At 49.0% G+C, this 19,392-nt stretch carries 16 protein-coding genes; 4 read left to right on the top strand and 12 right to left on the bottom strand.

The genetic code is table 11. The features are described 5' to 3' along the window. Position 1 precedes the first annotated feature (1 nt). Positions 2 to 403: a type II toxin-antitoxin system death-on-curing family toxin gene (locus DMN77_RS00680; protein WP_068779269.1), complete on the top strand. Its 402-nt coding sequence runs from the start codon at positions 2 to 4 to the stop codon at positions 401 to 403. A gap of 10 nt (positions 404 to 413) precedes the next feature. Here DMN77_RS00680 and DMN77_RS00675 read toward each other — a convergent pair whose 3' ends face one another. The 3 genes from DMN77_RS00675 to DMN77_RS00665 form a co-directional block, all read right to left on the bottom strand. Then, a complete protein-coding gene (locus DMN77_RS00675; RefSeq protein WP_068779268.1) occupies positions 414 to 1,250 on the bottom strand; it encodes a YitT family protein in 837 nt (278 codons plus the stop codon). Positions 1,251 to 1,593: 343 nt separating this feature from the next. Then, positions 1,594 to 2,445 carry a DUF2785 domain-containing protein gene (locus DMN77_RS00670; RefSeq protein ID WP_068779469.1) on the bottom strand — a complete coding sequence of 284 codons (852 nt, stop codon included), beginning with the start codon at positions 2,443 to 2,445 and terminating at the stop codon, positions 1,594 to 1,596. 351 nt (positions 2,446 to 2,796) lie between these two features. Continuing rightward, positions 2,797 to 3,717, bottom strand: a complete 921-nt coding sequence (locus DMN77_RS00665; protein ID WP_179013066.1) for a helix-turn-helix transcriptional regulator — start codon at positions 3,715 to 3,717, stop codon at positions 2,797 to 2,799. Positions 3,718 to 3,998: 281 nt separating this feature from the next. On the opposite strand from DMN77_RS00665, the gene DMN77_RS00660 reads away from it, so the two are divergent. Continuing rightward, positions 3,999 to 5,351, top strand: coding sequence for a TrkH family potassium uptake protein (locus tag DMN77_RS00660; protein ID WP_068779266.1), 1,353 nt, complete (start codon positions 3,999 to 4,001; stop codon positions 5,349 to 5,351). 220 nt (positions 5,352 to 5,571) lie between these two features. On the opposite strand, the gene splB is transcribed toward DMN77_RS00660, so the two are convergent. Further along, positions 5,572 to 6,597 carry a spore photoproduct lyase gene (gene splB, locus DMN77_RS00655; protein WP_068779265.1) on the bottom strand — a complete coding sequence of 342 codons (1,026 nt, stop codon included), beginning with the start codon at positions 6,595 to 6,597 and terminating at the stop codon, positions 5,572 to 5,574. Then, complete coding sequence (locus tag DMN77_RS00650; protein WP_068779264.1) at positions 6,594 to 6,857, bottom strand: transcriptional regulator SplA domain-containing protein; 264 nt, start codon at positions 6,855 to 6,857, stop codon at positions 6,594 to 6,596. Before DMN77_RS00650 ends, splB begins: the two co-directional genes overlap by 4 nt. Before the next feature lie 193 nt (positions 6,858 to 7,050). Between DMN77_RS00650 and shc the strand changes: the two genes are divergently transcribed. Continuing rightward, complete coding sequence (gene shc / locus DMN77_RS00645; RefSeq protein WP_179013064.1) at positions 7,051 to 8,946, top strand: squalene--hopene cyclase; 1,896 nt, start codon at positions 7,051 to 7,053, stop codon at positions 8,944 to 8,946. A gap of 107 nt (positions 8,947 to 9,053) precedes the next feature. On the opposite strand, the gene DMN77_RS00640 is transcribed toward shc, so the two are convergent. The 6 genes from DMN77_RS00640 to DMN77_RS00615 form a co-directional block, all read right to left on the bottom strand. Beyond that, a complete protein-coding gene (locus tag DMN77_RS00640) occupies positions 9,054 to 10,631 on the bottom strand; it encodes a choice-of-anchor Q domain-containing protein (protein WP_372775129.1) in 1,578 nt (525 codons plus the stop codon). A gap of 42 nt (positions 10,632 to 10,673) precedes the next feature. Continuing rightward, entirely contained in the window at positions 10,674 to 11,600 is a 927-nt protein-coding gene (locus DMN77_RS00635; RefSeq protein ID WP_179013063.1) for a carbohydrate kinase family protein, read from the bottom strand. Between the two features lie 79 nt (positions 11,601 to 11,679). After that, positions 11,680 to 12,981 carry an alpha-galactosidase gene (gene melA / locus DMN77_RS00630; protein ID WP_179013061.1) on the bottom strand — a complete coding sequence of 434 codons (1,302 nt, stop codon included), beginning with the start codon at positions 12,979 to 12,981 and terminating at the stop codon, positions 11,680 to 11,682. Between the two features lie 43 nt (positions 12,982 to 13,024). After that, the gene (locus DMN77_RS00625; RefSeq protein ID WP_179013060.1) at positions 13,025 to 13,849 is read right to left on the bottom strand and encodes a carbohydrate ABC transporter permease; all 825 of its coding nucleotides are present in this window, start codon (positions 13,847 to 13,849) and stop codon (positions 13,025 to 13,027) included. A gap of 19 nt (positions 13,850 to 13,868) precedes the next feature. After that, on the bottom strand, positions 13,869 to 14,804 hold the full coding sequence (locus DMN77_RS00620) for a carbohydrate ABC transporter permease (RefSeq protein ID WP_179013058.1): 936 nt from the start codon (positions 14,802 to 14,804) through the stop codon (positions 13,869 to 13,871). A 17-nt stretch (positions 14,805 to 14,821) separates the two neighbouring features. Beyond that, positions 14,822 to 16,126, bottom strand: coding sequence for an ABC transporter substrate-binding protein (locus tag DMN77_RS00615; protein WP_068779259.1), 1,305 nt, complete (start codon positions 16,124 to 16,126; stop codon positions 14,822 to 14,824). A 209-nt stretch (positions 16,127 to 16,335) separates the two neighbouring features. Between DMN77_RS00615 and DMN77_RS00610 the strand changes: the two genes are divergently transcribed. Next, positions 16,336 to 17,427: a LacI family DNA-binding transcriptional regulator gene (locus DMN77_RS00610; protein WP_256872176.1), complete on the top strand. Its 1,092-nt coding sequence runs from the start codon at positions 16,336 to 16,338 to the stop codon at positions 17,425 to 17,427. Positions 17,428 to 17,854: 427 nt separating this feature from the next. Here the strand turns inward: DMN77_RS00610 and ahpF are convergent, their stop codons facing one another. Further along, a complete protein-coding gene (ahpF, locus tag DMN77_RS00605) occupies positions 17,855 to 19,387 on the bottom strand; it encodes an alkyl hydroperoxide reductase subunit F (RefSeq protein ID WP_179013057.1) in 1,533 nt (510 codons plus the stop codon). Between the last annotated feature and the right edge of the window lie 5 nt (positions 19,388 to 19,392).

The following is a 19,392-nucleotide window of genomic DNA, read 5'->3' as shown; positions in this document are numbered from 1 at the left end:
CATGACCGTACGATACCTATCCGTCCAAGAGGTTATTGCCATTAATGTCGCAATGGTACAGAAATATAGTCCCAGGGAAGATGTCGGCGTTAAAGATGGAGGCATGTTAGAATCTGCGGTATTTCGGCCGCAATCCTCTGCTTTTGGCGAAGAGGCATACCCTTCTTTGTTTGAGAAAGCTGCCGCGCTGTTTCAATCCCTGGGACAGAATCATCCCTTTCAAAACGCTAACAAACGGACCGCGTTTACCGCTTTAGTAATCTTTTTACGGCTGAATGACTACTCCTTTGTCATGGACCAGAAAGCAGCCGAAGATTTTACCGTCAACATGGTAAACCATCATTATGAATTTCAAGAACTCGCACAAGTGATTCAACAGTATTCTAACAAAACCCAACAATGATGGACTGCACTTACTTCGAAATATCCAGAAAGCCTTCTCCAAACACATCCCGTACTTCGTGGATGGTAAGGAACGCAGCTTGATCGATGGATTTGACGATCTTCTTCAGCGTGGATACCTCTTGCTTGCTGATGACGATATAGAGGACTTCCTTCGGGTTCTTCGTATAATACCCATGGCCCGACAGCACGGTAACTCCGCGGTCCATCTCGGTAATGACCATCTCGGCGATGTCGTTCTGCTTCTCGGAAATGATCATAATCGCCTTCTTAGGGTTCAGCCCTTCGATAATGAAGTCCATCACCTTGGTGCCTACATACAAAGCGACGATGGTCAGCATCAGCTTTTCCGGACCGATAATGAAGTATGAGGAAAGGGCCACAATCAAATCGAAAAACAAGAGCGCATAGCTGATATTCCAGTCAAGATATTTATTAGCAATCCGGGCCAAAATGACGGTTCCCGCCGTCGTTCCCCCAACCCGTACGATCAGGCCAATTCCGGTTCCCACAAGCACACCCGCGAAAACCGCATTAATGGTTGGCTCATGCGAAGCGATCGTCCAGCCTTCCGTTAAATGCAGAAACAGCGAGTTAAAAGCGACCGCGAGAATCGTATACACCGTCGTCTGCCGATCCAGAAACTTGTAGCCAACAATCAGCAGCAAGCCATTGATCACGATGTTAACGATGGAAGGAGACCACTTGAACAAATAATACAGAATAATGGTGACCCCTGTAACGCCCCCCTCGCCGAACTCATTCGGGATGACAAACAGGTTGACGGCCAACGCAAATAAGAAGGCACCTACAATTATCGTAGCGATATCCGCAATTCTCTTTTTCATATCTACTCTGATCCTCCTGCAGCATTTCTAGCCTTACAACCAGATCATCGTATCTGACTTGCAACTAGGAAGTCAATATGGCTTTGACACTTTAATTCGCTATCTAATTCACTCAAAAAAGAACAGGCGAAGCAAGAGAGAACCCTCCTGGCCGCCCATTCTTCCCGGTGGATCTATGGCTTTTATGCCTTCAAAACATTACAACAAGCTCCCCCAACACCCTGTCGCCTTGTATTCTTTACCTCTTCCCCTCAACCTACTCATGAAAACAGCCCTCTCCGCCAAAAAGCAGAAGAAGGCTTATAGCGAGCATTCCGAAAAAGTAACTGCCAATAAACTGAGTTTAATCTTCTCCCCTGGCAAACCTGTTCAATTTAGCCTCTCCTGCAAGGATAGCAGCATCAATGATATTTCCACGGCTAATCTTCCCTCTTCTGAAATACAGGCTGCGGAGAAAGTTTTTGCTATTTACGCGGGCGATCCTCGGACCACGGCTTTGCGGCACATCAGCGCAGTGTGTCAGCCCACCGATCCAGTCAGCGATCTCCTGCGGCGGGAGCAGGCTTTTGTCAATCATCGTATCCACGATTCTGGCCATCCGCTCGTCTTCTTCTTCGTTAAAAATCTGCATCCCGTTATGTAACTTCCCTTGGATTGCAGCAAGTACCTCATGCTGTAGCGCACCATCGCTCTCCGGACACTGCACCAGCTCATCCAAAGCATCCGCACCGTGTGCCGCGCTGTGGGCCCAACCTTCTTCCGGCAGGTAGCCGCGCAGATCCTTCTCCTCTCTATAGTAGCGGAGCACCGAATACTTAAGATGCTGAAATTCGGCTTGATCCAGAAAAGGCTGTTTTCTATGGCGTTCCGCAATCAATGCAATGGGCAGAATGGAGAATGCTCTCGTAAATACAGACGAATCATTCACACTGCCAATCTGATAGAATAAATGCTGCTCATCGGTCAGAACAGCCAGAAGACTGTGCAATTCCGTTGCCGTCAACATATTCTCGTCTTGAAACCATTCATAAAATGTCGTACAGATCAGATCATCCCGCAATTCCGGCTGAGGGTCCCCGATATATTGCAGCATCCAAGTTAAAAAATCCTGCAATTGCTCACCTTCACGAAGCTGGTAATGCTCCTTCCCGATTCTTTGCAGCTCCGTCATGAGTTTTAACCTTGTATTGTCCACAATTCCATCCCCTTTTAACATACTAACCAATCTCCTCTACAACAATCTCCGGTTCATCATGATGAATATAGTGTCCGCTTCGTTCCGCGATTCTGATCTTGCTTATCGTTGACAGCCGACGAAAAAAAGGTTGAGGCAACCTGCGATATCCGGTCCTGTACCACATCCCATGACTCTGAGCTATCGCCTAACCCTGCGATAAATATTACGCTTGGTGTGCCTTTTAACGAATATTTGCTGAACAACTCGTGGTCATGACAAGTATGGAGGGCCTCAACGATACGTATGGGTGTTCCACTCCTTATACCGTGTATACCTCTACAATAAAACAAAACGACTGACATCATTATGTCAGCCATTGTATAGGTGCAATATTTTCTTTACATAGTCTCGTAATTCATCTCTTAAATAACGGGGCTCTAGGATCTCGCATTCCTGGCCAAAACTTAAAATATATTTGAGCAATCCTTCCTCATACGGAAAATGATCTACAACAATATATTGGCCTTCTTCCGTTTGTTGAATGTTCTCCTCTTGAAAATACTCGGTTAGCTGCTTGCCCATTCGCTTGGAAAATTTCAAAGTAACCCTAATACTGGACTTGCGGTAGCCTTCGTCAAAAATTCCCTCGATTTCTTCCCTCGTGATATCTCTCTGGGCAAAGCTGTCGCCCAGCTTCAGATTATTGATCCGTACCAGCTTGAACCTTCTGTAATCATCCCGATACCTGCAAAACCCCACCAAAAACCACTGGCCGGCGGTAAATGCAATTTGAATCGGCTCGACTATTCTTTCGGAATACTCCATTTGTCTGTTGCAATAATCAAATACCAGCAGCTTATTTTCTTCAATGGCCTGATTGATCAGAAACAGGTATTCCTTTAATTCATTTTCCATACTGAAATGGGACATGTTAATACTCAGCTTATCGGTATTTTTCTCTCGGTTATATGTATTCTCGATCTTTAGAACCATATCATTAAAATGTGCGTTGTTGCCAAACAGGAAATTCAGGTTATTCATGATCGCCATGAACGTCGAAGCCTCATCTTTTTTCAGAAAAAGATTGTCCACATTATAGTTCTCCATCATGTAATAACCCCCGCCTTTACCCCCTATAGATGCGATCGGAATACCCGCTTCGCCTAATTTTTCTATATCCCTGTATATGGTTCGTAATGAGACCTCAAAATGTTCCGCAAGCTCTTTGCCTGTCACCATCCCCTTTTTTGAAATAATGAGTAACATGGAGAGCAATCGATCTACTCGCATGGTTCACCGCCCTGAAATGATAAGCCAAGTATAGCATAATGACCTCATCCGCCCACTTCCCCAAGCAGATAGTCTTTTCCTCATTTCCTGAACATACTCATTAAAATTGGATAGTCAAAAATATTGTTATTTACTACCCTTTACAAGCTGAAATACCAAGGGTATGATAGACACGATTCAAATAAAAATTCCTTTGAAGCTGTCGGGAGAGCAAGCTCTTTCGTTGGCTTCTTTTTACGATATATGAATTGGAGGACATGTTGTTGGCTCTACTTAGTAAAATGCGAGGTTGGCTGGAGAAACGCTCACCTGCTCAGGTGATCACCGGCTATTATCTACTTGCCGTAACCATATCTGTTGGATTATTCAGCCTTCCGGGCGTATATCGACGCGGTACAGAGGTTAGCTTCTTTGATACGGTATTCACTGCGGTAAGCGTAGTCAGCGACACCGGGCTTGCCGTACTGAATGTGGCAAATACGTTTAGCGTATTTGGATATTTCATTATTATGTTAGTACTGCAATTTGGTGGTCTTGGGATTATGGCGATGAGCACCTTCTTCTGGATCCTCATCGGACGCAAGATTGGACTGCGCGAACGGCAGCTGATCATGATTGACAACAACCAGTTTCAATTATCAGGACTGGTTCAATTTATTAAGGAAATTTTAAAAATTATTTTGCTTACAGAGCTCATTGGAGCTGTTATTTTTGGACTTCATTTTCTTAATTATTTTCCGACCTGGCATGAGGCCTTCCTGCAAGGTTTATTCGCATCCGTCAGTGCTACGACAAACGCCGGGGTAGATATTACAGGGCAATCGCTGGTGCCTTTCGCCAATGATTATTTTGTACAAGTCGTTACCAGTATCTTAATCATATTTGGAGCCATCGGATTCCCTGTACTAATTGAGATCAAGACTTTTTTATCGAGAAGAAGGGACAAGCAGGCTCCGCCCTTTCGCTTCTCCCTATTTGCTAAATTAACGACATCGACGTATCTCATTCTTTTGGTCATTGGGACGATTCTTATTTTCTTGCTTGAGTTTCAGCATTATTTTAAGGGCATGTCCTGGCATGAGAGGTTCTTCTACTCGTTCTTCCAATCGACTTCGACCCGAAGCGCCGGATTAACGACGATGGATATCACTCAATTGTCAGAGCCTACCCTGCTTGTCATGAGTATCTACATGTTTATTGGCGGATCTCCAAACTCTGTAGGCGGAGGAATTCGAACCACTACCTTTGCAGTGTGCATCTTGTTTATGTATAACTACGTCAGAGGGAATCGTGAGATCAAAATATTCAATCGGGAGGTTCACCCGGATGATGTTATGAAATCACTAGCCATTATGCTGCTGGCCATTGTGATGTGCGGGGCTTCCGCCATTGTGATCAACATTACCGATCCGCAGCATCAGCTGATATCGATCATCTTGGAGGTATGCTCTGCCTTTGGTACGGTAGGCATGTCCACGGGCATCACGCCAGAGCTAAGCGTCTTTGCCAAATTTCTGCTGATGATGCTTATGTTCATTGGTAGAATCGGTCTGACATCGTTCATCTTCATTATTGGAGGCAAAAAGAAGAAACCAAAGATTAACTATCCTGTAGAAAGAGTAATCTCCGGATAAGATAGACAACAAACTTTCAGCCCTTTCGCCTCCGGTAGGAGGTCGGAAGGGCTTTATGGTATATCCCGCGCCACGCCAACACATTTCTCAACCACCACGGCTGATATTCGTTATTGTGAAGTTGCTTAGTCCCGCTTCTGATCCTTAAGCCGCAGCGTACTGAGGACTCAGGTTGGTTTAAAACTTGTATTTACGGTCTCAAGACCTGAACCGATCCCATTCAAGTAAAGTACTCCAGCTTGGCCTGCGGAAAAAACTTTCTCATGTAGGCGGAAAGATGGCTTTTGATATCTTCTTCCTCTTCTCTGGAATAAATGTATTTGCCGATTCCATATCTTCCCCACTTGTATCTTCTCTTTTCCTCATCCAGCTCCAGCTTGGTCATCGGGTAATTCTTCTCAATCACCCGTTTGGCAGGCTTTGTGAACCGATGCTGTATAAATTCAAACGTAATATCATCCCGCACGTTGGCGGGCAGCTCGGCATCAAGGCGTTCGAACATGTGATAATAGCCCTCCTGCCAGCCCTCATGGAGGTAGATCGGGGCAACGATAAATCCGAGCGGATATCCTGCTCTGGCCACTTTCCCTGCCGCTTCAATTCTTAAATGCAATGGCGAAGTTCCAGGTTCAAAGTTCTTAATAACATAGTCGGCATTCACACTAAAGCGGAATCGGGTCCTGCCCTGGTGATTGGCATCCAGCAAATGATCGACATGATGGAATTTCGTAACAAACCGCAGTCTCCCGAGTTCAGATTTGCCGAAATGTTCTATGGCGTGTTTTAAGGTATGCGTCAGGTGGTCAATCCCTACAATATCGGAAGTGCAGGATGCTTCAAAGCGGGTGATGTCCGGAGCCCGTTCCGCCATATACTTGTCCGCCGCTTCCAAGATCTCCTCTACATTAACGTAAGTCCGAATATACGGCTTGCTGCCCATCGTCGTCTGCAAATAGCAATAATGGCAGTGCCCCATACATCCGGTAGCAAAAGGGATCGCATATTCTGCCGACGGCTTGGACGTATCGAACTTTAAGGTCTTGCGGATCCCCACGACCAGGGTCGACTTGGCTACCCGATATTTCTGGAAGTCATTATCCCCGGGGAGATTGCGCACCTGGTTATGAGAGGTAGTCTGGCGAATTTCAACATCCATCTGTTCGAACTTCTGCAGCAGCTTTTGTCCGAGCGGGTAATCCAGAGCATCCGGTTCAAAATAAACCAGCTTGGGCATAAAAGGGTTCATTCAAAGCTCTCCTCTTGACTAGAACCGAAATAATAGGCATAGGCCTGCTCCGCCTCGGCGGCTGTCGAATAGATCGCCATATCGCTGGATAACGGATAATACGTCTCATACAGAAATACAGCCAGCTCACCGGGCTGCTCCGGACTGTTGATCACTGCGGCTTGCTGAATATTGGCTACATCTTGCGTATGCGGGTTGCGGTAAAATACATAAACAACATCCCCTGCCTGATAAGTTCCTTGTGTTCCGGACATGCTCATCATTCCCTTCTTTTTCTAAATTAAGTGTCCATTCTTAGAATCTTCCCCATTCTAGCTGGTAATTATGTTTCCTTTTTCCATTGCAAAATCCTGATTGATTCTCATAGCTGCGATGAATCGGCATTCCCTCGCTCATTTCCCCTTCACCCTCTTCATATAATGGGTTAAAAAGAGGCCCGGAGGTAACCAGCAAATGCGCGATGTGCAAAGTAACGTGAAGGGGGAACTAGAGCGGCTGACGATAGCGCTGATCGAGCAGCAGCGGGAAGATGGGTCCTGGCGTTATTGCTTTGAGAACGGGACGGCTATCGATGCTTATGTGGTCATTCTCTTTCGAGTGCTGAATATCCCGAACGAGGCGCTGATTCGGCAGCTGCATGACCGGATTGTTGCTGCCCAGCAGCCCGATGGCTGCTGGAGGCTGTTCGCCGATGAAGAGGAAGGGAACCTGTCCGCTTCGGTTGAAGCCTATTATGCCCTGCTCTATTCCGGGTACAGTCAGGCAACTGATGAGCCGATCCAGCGGGCCAGACGATATATTTTATCCCAAGGCGGTCTTGGCAAAATCACCAATATTCTGACGAAGGCCATCCTCTCCATTACCGGACAACGCAAATGGCCAACGTCCATCTCCTCGATTCCGCTTGAGATTATGCTATTCCCCCAATATTTTCCGGTCAATATATATGATTTCTCGGGATACTCCAGGATTCACCTGATCCCGATGCTTATTATGGGCGAAAAGCAGTTCTTGATCACTAACGCTCATACGCCGGATTTGTCAGATCTTTATGTGCGACCATGCGATGAGCAAGAACCGCTCCCCCGCGGATATCAGGAGTTGCAGAATAACATCAAGACAGGTCTCGGCTGGCTGATCGGCACTCCCCGCCATATCCATGAGATCGCGATAACCAAGGCAGAGAATTTCATACTGAAGCGAATTGAAGCCGATGGCACGCTCTACAGCTACGCGAGCTGTACCATTCTCATGATCTTCGCCCTGCTGGCCCTGGGGTATGAACAGCAGCATCCCAGGATCAAAGCTGCCATTCAGGGACTTACCGAGATGCAGTTTCGTTATGACGAGACAACGACGATACAGAACTCTCCTTCGACAGTATGGGATACGGCGCTGCTCGCCTACGCTCTACAGGAAGCGGGTATTCCCGCTGATCATCCGGCGATCCGGCGTGCCGCCGCTTATCTATTGCCCAGACAACAGCATAAGACCGCCGATTGGAGCGTCCACAATCCGGGAACGCAGCCCGGGGGCTGGGGTTTCTCGGAGAGCAACACGATCAATCCCGACGTGGATGATTCAACCGCGGCGCTAAGGGCGATTCTAGACTTCTCCAATACCGGTAGTCCTGCCTATCTGGAAGCGTGGAATCGCGGCCTGAACTGGGTACTGTCAATGCAAAATAAAGACGGTGGCTGGCCCGCGTTTGAGAAGGATACCAACAACGAAATGCTCACCTGGCTGGCTATCGACGGGGCCAAGTCGGCAGCCATTGACCCTTCAGAAGCGGACCTGACCGGTCGCACCCTGGAGTATCTTGGGAACTTCTCCGGACTGGACCTTCGGTACCCCTTTATCAAGCGGGGAGCCGATTGGCTAATCGGACACCAGGAGCAGGACGGTTCCTGGTACGGAAGATGGGGCGTCTGTTATATCTACGGAACCTGGGCATCGTTAACCGGGTTAACGGCTGTGGGCCTCCCCGGTAGCCATAAGACTGTACAACAAGGAGTAAGTTGGCTCCTGGATATTCAGAACGCGGATGGCGGATGGGGAGAATCCTGCCGCAGCGATCGGCTGCAGCGTTATGTGCCTTTAGGGGAAAGCACACCTTCTCAAACTGCGTGGGCATTGGACGCGCTAATCGCTGTTCAGGCGCAGCCAACCGCAGCGATCGATCGAGGAATACAGAGGCTGATCACCTTAATGCACGAAGAGGACTGGAAGAGCACTTACCCGACGGGCGCCGGCCTTCCCGGTCACTTTTATTCCCATTATCATAGTTATCGTTACATCTGGCCGCTTCTTACGCTAAGCCATTACAAACAGAAATATGGAATTAATTGATATTAAGCCACAGCCTTGCAGACCTCTGATTAGATGACCGTTATATTCGCAACAAAGAAACCTCCGCCCAATGGCGGAGGTTCTTATGTGGACTAACCTAATGCTGCTTAATATTCGTCTGCTCCAATATCTATGTTTCCGCCTTTCACGCGATCGCTTCCTTTGAAGTCCTTGTCTCCCACGATCGGGCCCAAATTTTCTCCGCCATTTATCGCCGGGGAAGAGGAGCTGAGCGTATAGTTTCCAGTGTTCGGGTCAACGAGCAGTGGATCGGCAAATACGGAGTGGCTATCCAGGGATGTGCCCGATTTATAAGCGGCAAAGCCTGTGTAGCTGACATTTTTCCACTGCCATTGGGCCGTGTTGGCCCCGCCCGTTACATAATACAGGTTATAATCCACCTGGTTTCCGGTATTTTGAATAAATGGATTCGAGATCATCAGCTTGGAGCTGCTTGCTACAAAAATATTATTCTTGATAACATTATTCTTCGTATCATATTGCAGCAGCATTTGACCGCCATCCAGATCCTTCGTATCGTTCTTGTATAAAGTGTTGCCGGTGATTGTACAATTCACGGTAGAGCCGCGCTTCTTATCATAACCCCCCATAGCGATGCCCGTATAATTATTGTTCGCCACGATATTGTTCCTCACGACGATATTGCTGGTGGACTTCCCGCTATGCTCGCTGGCAATCTCAATGCCAATATCATTGTTATAGCTCATATTGCGTTCGATAATCGTGTCCTTGCCGCCGTCGACATAGATGCCGTCCGCCCCATAGGAATCGTTGGGCATCGGCTTGCCGTAAGACGGATTGTTAATCGAAGTAATATTGTACACCCGATTCTCTCTGATGATGCCATTGCGCGCCTGGTCGTAAGCAGAGTTAGGCGACGTACCCTCGAAGCCGATCACATCAATTCCGATATTGTCATTGTCGTGGACGACGTTTCCTTCGATCAAGAAGCCATCCACATTGCCGTTGACGACCATCGACTCGCTGGAGCCGAGGATGAGGTTGCTTAATGTATTGCCAACAATCGAAATGTTGCTAAGCGACTGGGGCGCCTTCGTGCCATATACCGCAATCCCGTGCGCATCGCGTCCGGACAGATCACTGCGCAGGGTCGCGTTATTTTCGATCGCATGGATATAGTTGTTGCGAATCGTAATGTTGCTGCCGGCCCCGGTAATCAGAATCCCTGACGGGACTTTATCCTTGGTAGTGGTTTTATAATTGCGAATTTCAAAATCTTCAAGAACGATATGACTGGCATCGGTTATTTCAATCAAGCCTTCTGAATCCGCTACAGATAGTCCTGTTCCGTCCAGAATAGCGGTTTGCGGGGCATAACTCTTGAACGTAATCGGCCCCTCCGCTGCCGACCCGGAATGCGTAATCTTCAGCTTCTGCTGATACACGCCGTCCATGACATATACGGTATCGCCCGCGCCCGCACTGTCAGCCGCATGCTGCAAGGTTTTCCAAGCCTTACTGGTGCTTGTGCCTGAGTTGCTGTCACTGCCGGTCGGCGATACATAGTAGTTCGCACCCGCAGCATAGGTTGTTGCTCCCCCCAAGCCAATACCTCCCAGCACCATACTTGCCGTAAGCATCAATACTGTCCCACACATTCTGAGCTTTCTCCAAGCCGTCTTGCGAGCTGCTGTTGTTAACATTCGTATCCTCTCCTTCGTTTTAAAATACAAACTCCGCTTGCTTCATCTCTGCATTAAACGCTCAGCATCCGCAACAGTAGGCAGACTGCCCGTTCCTCCAATCGCCTGAACCGACAATGCGCCGCAGGCACAGGCGAAGCGCAGCAGTTCCTCCACCCGAAGCCCTGTTCCATAACCGTAGATCAGCCCTGCATTGAAGCAGTCCCCGGCCCCTGTCGTATCCTTGACATCTACAGTATAGGCCGGCACCTTGATCAAAGGCTGATGCCGCTTGAACAGGGCTGCACCCCGCGAGCCGCATTTCACAGCCACCGTCCCGGTTAACGCCTCAGACGGCAGCGCTGCCCAGACGTCGTCCAGCGCCTCAGCCCGGTACAGATGCATCAGCTCCTCCTCGCTCGGAATAAACAGATCCGTTACAGGAAGGAGACGGTCAATCCCTTCATGCCGCCATTCGTCCGATACGTCCCAACCTGTATCAAAGGAAGTCGTCTTCCCCGAGCGTTGAACCTTGGCAAACAAGGAGGCCCATTCCTCCCTCATCCGCGCCTGCAAGAAGTAAGAGCCAAAATGAACATGATCCGCTTCCTCCAGCAGCGCTTCAGGGATATGCTCCGGGGCAAGAAGCGAAATGGTCCCCGGATAGGTGAGCAGGCTGCGGTCGCCTCCTGCCGAGAACGACAAGGTAATCCCTGTCTGCAGCCTGGCATCAACAGTTACAAATCGGGTCGACACCCCCATTCTCCGCAGCTCTGCGAGACAAAACCGGCCGTAATCATCGTCGCCGACCAGACTGACGAATTCCACCTCTGCCCCAAGCGAGGCCAGAGCACAGGCCGTAATCGCCGAGGAGGAGCCCAGCACCAGCTCCATGCCGTCAAGCAGCTTCTCCCGATTCATCTCCGGCATGATATCCGAACCCGTCAAGATCATATCCACATTCAATTCACCCAATACAGCTACTTTCATCGCTTCATTCCACTCCTTGAATGTATTGCTCTCTGAGCTGTTTGCTTCTATCCGTCCTCTATCGTGCGGTCTGCGCCCCTTACCTCATTTCCGGCATAAAGCGACGCTCCGCTTCATACAGCTCTTCGAACATGTCCTTGATTTCTTCCAACGAGCATACCGCTGAGGTTAGCGGATCAACCATCAGCGCGTGCATCGCCATCTCTTTATCCTTACTCAGTACCGCCGATACGGCAAGCTCAAAGAAAGCCATATTGCTGCGGCATAACGCGGCAAGATGCTCAGGCAGCGCTCCGAATTGGCATGGATTCACCCCGTTGTGGTCCACCATACAGGCGACTTCCACTACGCCATCCAGCGGCAGGTTCGAGATCAATCCGCCATTCGGAACACTTCCGTAGATCGTTTTCACTTCATTTTTTACCATCGCTTCAATAATGATCGGCGCATATTCATGGCTGGACTTCAGCTCAATCGGCCGTTCTCCCGAAAGCTGCTGCTTGATCTCCTCGTCATTCGTACGGCGCCAGATCGGCCAGTTGTCCGCATAATAACCCGTAGCACCGTTATAACCTGTACTGCAATGGCGGTCAATCAAGTCTTGCCGCTTGCGATAATACGGGATGTATTCCGAGAAGTGTCCGCTGGATTCCGAGACAAAGGCGCCCAAATACTTCATCGCATCAAATCGTACCGGATCTTTGGCCAGAAGACTCGGATCTGCAATTTTCTCTAATAAGACAGGATACAGATCCCGACCTTGATGAGTCAGCTCCACAAACCATGACATATGGTTGATACCGCCTGCACGCCACTGCATTTCTTCATAGGGTACGCCTGCGTATTTTGCCAGCTGTCTGGAGGTGTTCTGGATGGAATGGCAGAGCCCCACCACCGGCAGCTCCGTAATCCGGGAAGTAAGCAGCGTAACCGCGGACATCGGATTGGTATAGTTCAGAATGATGCAGTCCGGACAGAGTTCCTCCACATCGCGGACAATTTCGATCCAGCTCGGTAATGTACGCAGCGTTTTGAATAATCCGCCCGGACCCAGCGTGTCGCCAATACACTGATTCACCCCGTATTTAAGCGGAATTTCGTACTCGTAGCGAACCGTCTCCAGCCCAACAACCTCAATCTGGTTGATTACAAAATTCGAGCCAGCTATCACCTCGCGACGATCAGTAGATGCTAGCACCTGCCACTTCTTTCCGGTCATTTCTATAATCTTGTTCACCAAGTCACGGGCAATCGCCAGCCGTTCCGGATCGATGTCGACCAGAGCGATAGTTCCCTCCTCAAAGTCTTCAATCTTAAAAATATCTACAATAATTTCCCGGGTAAATGCGCTTCCAGCGCCGATAATCGAAATTTTGGTCATAAGTATTTTCTCCATTCCTGGTTATTAGGTATCTCTGCCGGCTCTACTTCATGCCTGTCATGGTCAGCCCTTTAATAAATTGCTTCTGGAAAATAAGGAACACGATAATAACAGGCAATGTAATAAGCACAGCGGCAGACATGACTACGTTGTAATTCACCTGATGCGCACCATTGAAGAAGACAAGCGCCATCGGTACCGTCATTCGATCCATATCATTGATGGCAATCAGCGGCCATAAATAGTTGTTCCACGCGGCCATAAAGGTGAAGATGCCAAGGGCCGACAGCATCGGCAAAATCAGCGGCATGACAATACCCCACATAATACGAAGCTCTCCCGCGCCGTCGATGCGTGCCGCCTCAAGCAAATCCCGCGGAATATCTTCAATAAACTGCTTCGCCAGAAATACCCCGTAAGAGCTGATTAAGCTGGGTACAATGATGGCCGTCAAATTGTTGATCAGACCCAGCTTGGAAATAATCAAATACGTTGGAATCATAATCACTTGAAACGGAATCATCATCGTCGCCAGTACAAGCAAAAACATCAGCTTCTTGCCCGGGAATGTAAATTTAGCAAAAATGTAGCCGGCCAACGCACTTGTAAACAAGGTGGCAGCCGTAATAATAATGGCCGTTATAGCACTGTTAAGCAGCCAGGTGAGAAATGGCGCCTCTTCAAACACCGCTCGGTAGCCTTCCAATGTCGGGTTTTGCGGTACAAAAGAAGTTGCCGACGAAATGATCTCCAAATTGCTCTTGAAGGAAGACAGCACCATCCACAAATACGGCAGCAGCATGATCGCTGCACAGACCAGCAGGACAGCAATAATTACTCCTTCAAGCCATGTGAAACGTCTGGTCATTCTGATCCCCTCCTTCCGTTCAATGTTCCCATTGGGAGCGCCCTGCTCTTAACTGGATTAACGTGACCAGCAGAATAATGAGCAGCAGGACAGCCGCCATTGCAGACGCATAACCCATATTGGAGTTGGAGAAGGCCTGATCATAGATGTGGAGCGCCAGTACCCTCGTCTCGTTGAACGGCTCGCCCTTGGTCATAATCTGGAATTGCGGAAAAGCCTGAAAATAAGACACAATCGTCGTCACCGAAACAAACAGCGTTGTCCTGCTCAAAAGCGGCAGCGTAATATGCCAAAATGTCTGCAGCCGGGTCGCACCTTCAAGCCGGGCGGCTTCATAATACATATCCGGCACCGAATCCAGGCCGGCCATGAACAAAACCACGTTATAGCCGATATCAGCCCATAACGTCAGCATAATAACGGAAAAGAGGGCATATGCCGGGTCGCCCAGCCAGTTGATCGGCGCCAGATGGAACTGGGCCAGAATCATGTTGAAGAGCCCGTTATCATAATTAAACATGGTGCTCCAGACCACCGCTGTACCTGCCAGCGGCGCAATCGCCGGAAGGAAGAAGACTGTTCGGAACAGGCTGCGCAGACCGCGGAAGCGCACACTGTTGATCGCGATCGCAATCAGCAGCGTAATGATAATGTTGGAAATGACCGCTGCTGCGACAAATTTAAACGTGACTCCCAGCGATTTCAGGAACAGCTCATCACTGAACAATCGGATGTAATTCTCCAGCCCAATAAAAGGCGATTCCTCACGCAGCGGACTGTATTGGTAGAAGGACAAAATGAGGCTCCAGACAATCGGAACAAATGCAAATACGGTAAACAGAATAAAGATAGGCGTCAGGGACGCGGTTACGAACAGACGCTGCTTGCGATGGACGGTCTGGGAGCGGAGCCTCCGACCCGACCCGCGCTCCCGCTTCAAACTGCTGATTTCCATATGTGAACACTCCCGGTTTACTTATGTTGGTCTTGACTCGTATTGACCGCCTCTTCGATCTTGCGCAAGCCATCCTCCACCGTGATTTTGCCGGCAACGATAAGCTGGAAATGATCATTAATCTGCTTGAACAGATAGTCGCGATCCCAGATAGGCCCAATCCAGCGGCCATATTCCAGAATATCGATAGACGTCTTCATGTACGGGTTTTCCTTTACGAACTCCGGATCGCTGGCAACCTCCTTCTTGGCCGGCACCGTAAATGTGTCCAGATTCCATTTGCGAAGCTGCTCCTTGCTCGTCACATAGTTGATGAAATCCCATGCTTCCCTGGCATGCTTGCTTTTCTTGGAGACGACGAGCCCCCATCCCGATTCCGCTGCAAACAGCGGCGGCTCCGAGGTATAGGAGGGCACGGGGATATACTCGAAATCGTCTACCTTATAGCTGTCCAGACCCGTAGCGATCGTCCAGGGACCGCGATAGGCCATCGCCGATCCGCCCTTGAAGAAGTAATCCGAGGTGTCGAGCTGTCCGCCAAAGGTTGTTAAATCAGCTACTTTATCCTCTACAATCAGATTTTTCAACTCTGTCATTGCCTTAACGGCTTCCGGCGTCTGGAAATTGACATGGCCATTCTCGCCCCAATAATCGCCCTTCTGCTGCAAAATAAAGGACAAGAAGGTAAAGGTAATATTGTCGCCGGACACAAAATCAAAGCCTTTAACCTTGAGGCTGTCCCCATTCGCTACCGTCAGCTTCTTGGCCGCCTCCACAAGCTCAGGCCATGTGGCCAGCGGATAAGCAATCCCTTTGTCCTTGAACATTTGCGGATGAATCAGCATCCCGCCGTTCTCGATGTTATATTCCATCGGCAAGCCATACAGCTTGCCATCATGCATATATCCGCCCAGCGGCGCTTCAAAATACTCCTCCTTCCTGCTTTCGCCCTCCGGCACCTCGGCCAGCAGTCCATTGTTCGAGTATTCCGGAACCCAGGTTCCAAACACCTCGGCCAGATCAGGCGGATGGCTTGCGGAAAACGACGCCTTCAGCTTCTGGTTGTATGCATCATAAGGATAGTTCTGAAAGTCAATCTTCACATTGGGATGATCCTGCTCATACTGATCGATCATGGAACGATAGCTTTTGATAAAGGCATCTGCCTGGTGGCTCCAGAATACAAGCTTCACTTGTTCATCTTTGCCTCCTGCCCCGCCGGAATCTTTGCCCACTTTTGCATTCGAGCAACCGCTCAGGGCAAAAGCTGCAAAAATAGCGGCAAGCAAACAAAAAACAGCCGTATTTCTAACGTTTTTCATTGCAAACCCCTTCCTCTTTTTTATGTTTAACCGCTTTCATAGTGTAGAATGTAACTTTTTTCTAGACAAATGTCAATGCATATTTCTCATTAATTTGCGGCAAATAAATAATAATTTTGCGCGCAAAATTTCACATGGTTTTCCGCAATATTTCAGTTGACCTTGTTGTTTTTTTTGCTTAACATATAGAAGTGAGAAGTTGCAGGCATATGGAAAAAGCAGTTGCAACTTTAAGTGCAACATGCACCAAATGCAACCAGAAAGGGACGGTTGATGATATGGCGACTTTAAAAGATATAGCGGTCAAGGTAGGAGTGTCCGTCTCCACGGTCTCCCGCGTGCTGGCCAACGATTCCAACCGGCTCGTGAATACAGATACCAAGCAAAGAATTTGGGATGTTGCAAATGAGCTCGGCTACCAGGTGAAGTCCCCGTCATCGAACACCTCCCAGGCTGTAAGGCAGATTGGCTGTGTGGTGTCGACCATGCAAAAACGCCACTACCATCCATACTTCTCCGTGATCTTTGACGGGATCGAGAAGGAATTGTCCAAGCATGGCTACAAGATTGCTTATACCTATACACAAGAGGAGCTGCAAAGGCCTGAAGTGCTGCGCAGCGCGCTGCATGACAGTCCTCTGGACGGCCTGATCGTTATCGAGGGAATCGATAACAAAATTTATCAGCATTTCAAGAAGCATGTGAAGGCGGTCGTTGGTATTGATGTCTCCGATCCGGAGATCCCGTGCATTGCATATGATCGGGTAGAAGCAGCACGAGTTGCCGTCACGCATATGATTGATCAGGGATATCGGGATATTATGTTTATTGGCGGAACGGGGTTGTCGGGCCGCTTCGAGAAGGAGAAACGCTATCGGGGGTATAAGCTCGCCCTGGAGCAGGCGGGATTATCGGTGCGGGAGGACCGCGTTCTGGACGCCTCCTGGGAGCCGGATAATGCCTATCGCCTCATGCTGCAATATTTGGAGAAACATGCGGGGAATTTGCCAACCGCTGTCTTTGCAGCAAGCGACATTATGGCGATGGCCAGCATGCGGGCTATCTCCGAGAAGGGCTACAGCATCCCGGATGATTTTGCCGTCATGGGGTTTGATGATAATGAGCCCTCTCGCTATACGGTGCCGCCGCTGTCTACGATTCGCATCCCGACCTTCGAGATCGGCGTCATAGCAGCAAAGACGATGCTGCAGTGCATTCGCGATCCGTATCCGCTGCCGATTCGGATTCATGTGCCGTTTGAGCCGATCTTCCGCCAGTCGACAGCGAAGGCTGGAGATTAATCAAGCGAAGCGGCTGTAGGCTTTATTCAATTGGCGATTGCTCCCCCTGTACCAGCCGTTTTCTAACGGAACTGAGCGCCGTTATTTCTACCAAATCAGGCATTTTTGCAATCTAACGGAAATAGGGGGCCTTATTCGTCCGTTTTCTTGGGTAACTGCCCTTTTTCAGGCAAATAAGTGCACTCATTTCCGTTAGATTGCAAAACACCACGTTTAGCGCAAAATAACGCCCCTCAGTTCCGTTAGAATTCCAATGAGCGCAAACACAACAAAAAGCACGAAAAAAACCCCAGCCCTCACCCGGGCTGGGGTTCTTCAATGGACGCGGGGGCCCTCCTTCCAGGAACGCCTGTATAAGCGGCTCCCAAGCAGGTACATTCACGGTGCTGTCGTGAATTTAGGCTCTTGCTCCATGATCTGATAAAGATTATTGATTCCGGATCATATAATCGAATGCGCCAAGCGCTGCAGTAGCACCTGAGCCCATCGAAATAATGATCTGCTTAAATGGCGAATTCGTGCAGTCACCTGCGGCAAATACGCCAGGAACGGACGTTGCGCCGCGGTTGTCGACGACAATCTCTCCCATACGAGTACGTTCTACAGTGTCGGCTAACCAATCTGTATTTGGGACAAGCCCGATTTGGACAAATACCCCTTGCAGATCGATATGCTTCTCTTCACCGCTCTCACGCTCGATGTAAGTTACACCGTCCACCTTATTGGTGCCGGTAATTTCCTTCACTTGAGCATTCTTGATCACCGTGGTGTTCGGCAAGCTGTTTAGGCGTTCCTGAAGAACAGAATCCGCCTTGAGCTCTGGCATGAATTCAAGAACAGTAACATGGCCGGCAACGCCTGCCAGATCAATAGCTGCCTCAATACCAGAGTTGCCGCCGCCAACAACGGCGACATGCTTGCCAGCGAACAGAGGACCATCACAGTGCGGGCAATAAGCCACGCCTTTGTTCTTGAACTCCGCTTCGCCAGGTACACCCAGGTTACGCCAACGAGCACCTGTGGACACAATGACGGTCTTACTCTTCAGAATCGCACCGTTCTCCAATTCAACCTCAACGAAATCCTTCTTCTCAAGACGCTTCGCCATCTGAGATTTCATGATGTCAATGTTGTATTCCTTCGCATGCTCCTCGAGGCTGGCAGCAAGCTTGGGGCCTTCTGTGTATTTCGTACCGATCAGGTTCTCAATACCCAGTGTATCATTTACTTGTCCGCCGAAGCGTTCAGCAATAATACCTGTGCGAATGCCTTTGCGTGCCGCGTAGATCGCTCCGCTCGCGCCAGCTGGACCACCACCGACAACCAATACGTCATATGGCTCTTTATTCTCAAACTCGGAAGTATCCTCCGAGCTGCCCATTTTATTTAAAATATCTTCCACCGTCATACGGCCGCTCTCGAAGAATTCAGCGTTGAGATAGACACTTGGCACGGCCATAATGTCCTTGCTCTCCACTTCTTCCTTGAAGGCTGCGCCGTCAATCATGGTGTGAGTGATGTTAGGATTAAGCACGCTCATCATGTTCAGCGCCTGCACCACGTCAGGACAGTTGTGGCAGGACAAGCTGACATAAGTTTCAAAGTGATATTCCCCTTGAATCGCCTTAACCCGGTCAATGACGCTCTGCTCCACCTTAGGCGGTCTACCGCTAACTTGAAGCAAGGCGAGTACCAACGAAGTGAACTCATGGCCTAATGGTACCCCAGCAAATGTAACGCCAGTGTCTTCACCTGCACGGTTTACGCTAAAGCTTGGAGTTCTGGGCAATGTAGTATGCTCTACCGTAATTTTATCAGACATGCCGGATAATTCATTTACTAAATCCAGCATGTCGTTAGATACCGAATCGGATCCTGCACTGACTTTCAGCAGAACATTGCCTTCCAAGAGCTGGAGATATTGCGCCAGTTGTGATTTGATGTCTGCATCCAGTTTCATGATCT

The organism is Paenibacillus sp. 79R4, assembly GCF_013393165.1.
GTDB lineage: Bacteria > Bacillota > Bacilli > Paenibacillales > Paenibacillaceae > Fontibacillus.
The sequence above is the reverse complement of the archived record's forward strand: the minus strand, read 5'-3'. Positions and strand labels throughout refer to the sequence as shown.

Excerpts from the sequence above, each read along its gene's own strand:
- DMN77_RS00680 (WP_068779269.1), top strand. The coding sequence starts at position 2 with ATGACCGTACGATACCTATCCGTCCAAGAGGTTATTGCCATTAATGTC.
- DMN77_RS00675 (WP_068779268.1), bottom strand. The coding sequence starts at position 1,250 with ATGAAAAAGAGAATTGCGGATATCGCTACGATAATTGTAGGTGCCTTC.
- DMN77_RS00665 (WP_179013066.1), bottom strand. The coding sequence starts at position 3,717 with ATGCGAGTAGATCGATTGCTCTCCATGTTACTCATTATTTCAAAAAAG.
- DMN77_RS00660 (WP_068779266.1), top strand. The coding sequence starts at position 3,999 with ATGCGAGGTTGGCTGGAGAAACGCTCACCTGCTCAGGTGATCACCGGC.
- splB (WP_068779265.1), bottom strand. The coding sequence starts at position 6,597 with ATGAACCCTTTTATGCCCAAGCTGGTTTATTTTGAACCGGATGCTCTG.
- DMN77_RS00650 (WP_068779264.1), bottom strand. The coding sequence starts at position 6,857 with ATGAGCATGTCCGGAACACAAGGAACTTATCAGGCAGGGGATGTTGTT.
- shc (WP_179013064.1), top strand. The coding sequence starts at position 7,051 with ATGCGCGATGTGCAAAGTAACGTGAAGGGGGAACTAGAGCGGCTGACG.
- DMN77_RS00640 (WP_372775129.1), bottom strand. The coding sequence starts at position 10,631 with ATGTTAACAACAGCAGCTCGCAAGACGGCTTGGAGAAAGCTCAGAATG.
- DMN77_RS00635 (WP_179013063.1), bottom strand. The coding sequence starts at position 11,600 with ATGAAAGTAGCTGTATTGGGTGAATTGAATGTGGATATGATCTTGACG.
- melA (WP_179013061.1), bottom strand. The coding sequence starts at position 12,981 with ATGACCAAAATTTCGATTATCGGCGCTGGAAGCGCATTTACCCGGGAA.
- DMN77_RS00625 (WP_179013060.1), bottom strand. The coding sequence starts at position 13,849 with ATGACCAGACGTTTCACATGGCTTGAAGGAGTAATTATTGCTGTCCTG.
- DMN77_RS00620 (WP_179013058.1), bottom strand. The coding sequence starts at position 14,804 with ATGGAAATCAGCAGTTTGAAGCGGGAGCGCGGGTCGGGTCGGAGGCTC.
- DMN77_RS00615 (WP_068779259.1), bottom strand. The coding sequence starts at position 16,126 with ATGAAAAACGTTAGAAATACGGCTGTTTTTTGTTTGCTTGCCGCTATT.
- DMN77_RS00610 (WP_256872176.1), top strand. The coding sequence starts at position 16,336 with ATGGAAAAAGCAGTTGCAACTTTAAGTGCAACATGCACCAAATGCAAC.
- ahpF (WP_179013057.1), bottom strand. The coding sequence starts at position 19,387 with ATGAAACTGGATGCAGACATCAAATCACAACTGGCGCAATATCTCCAG.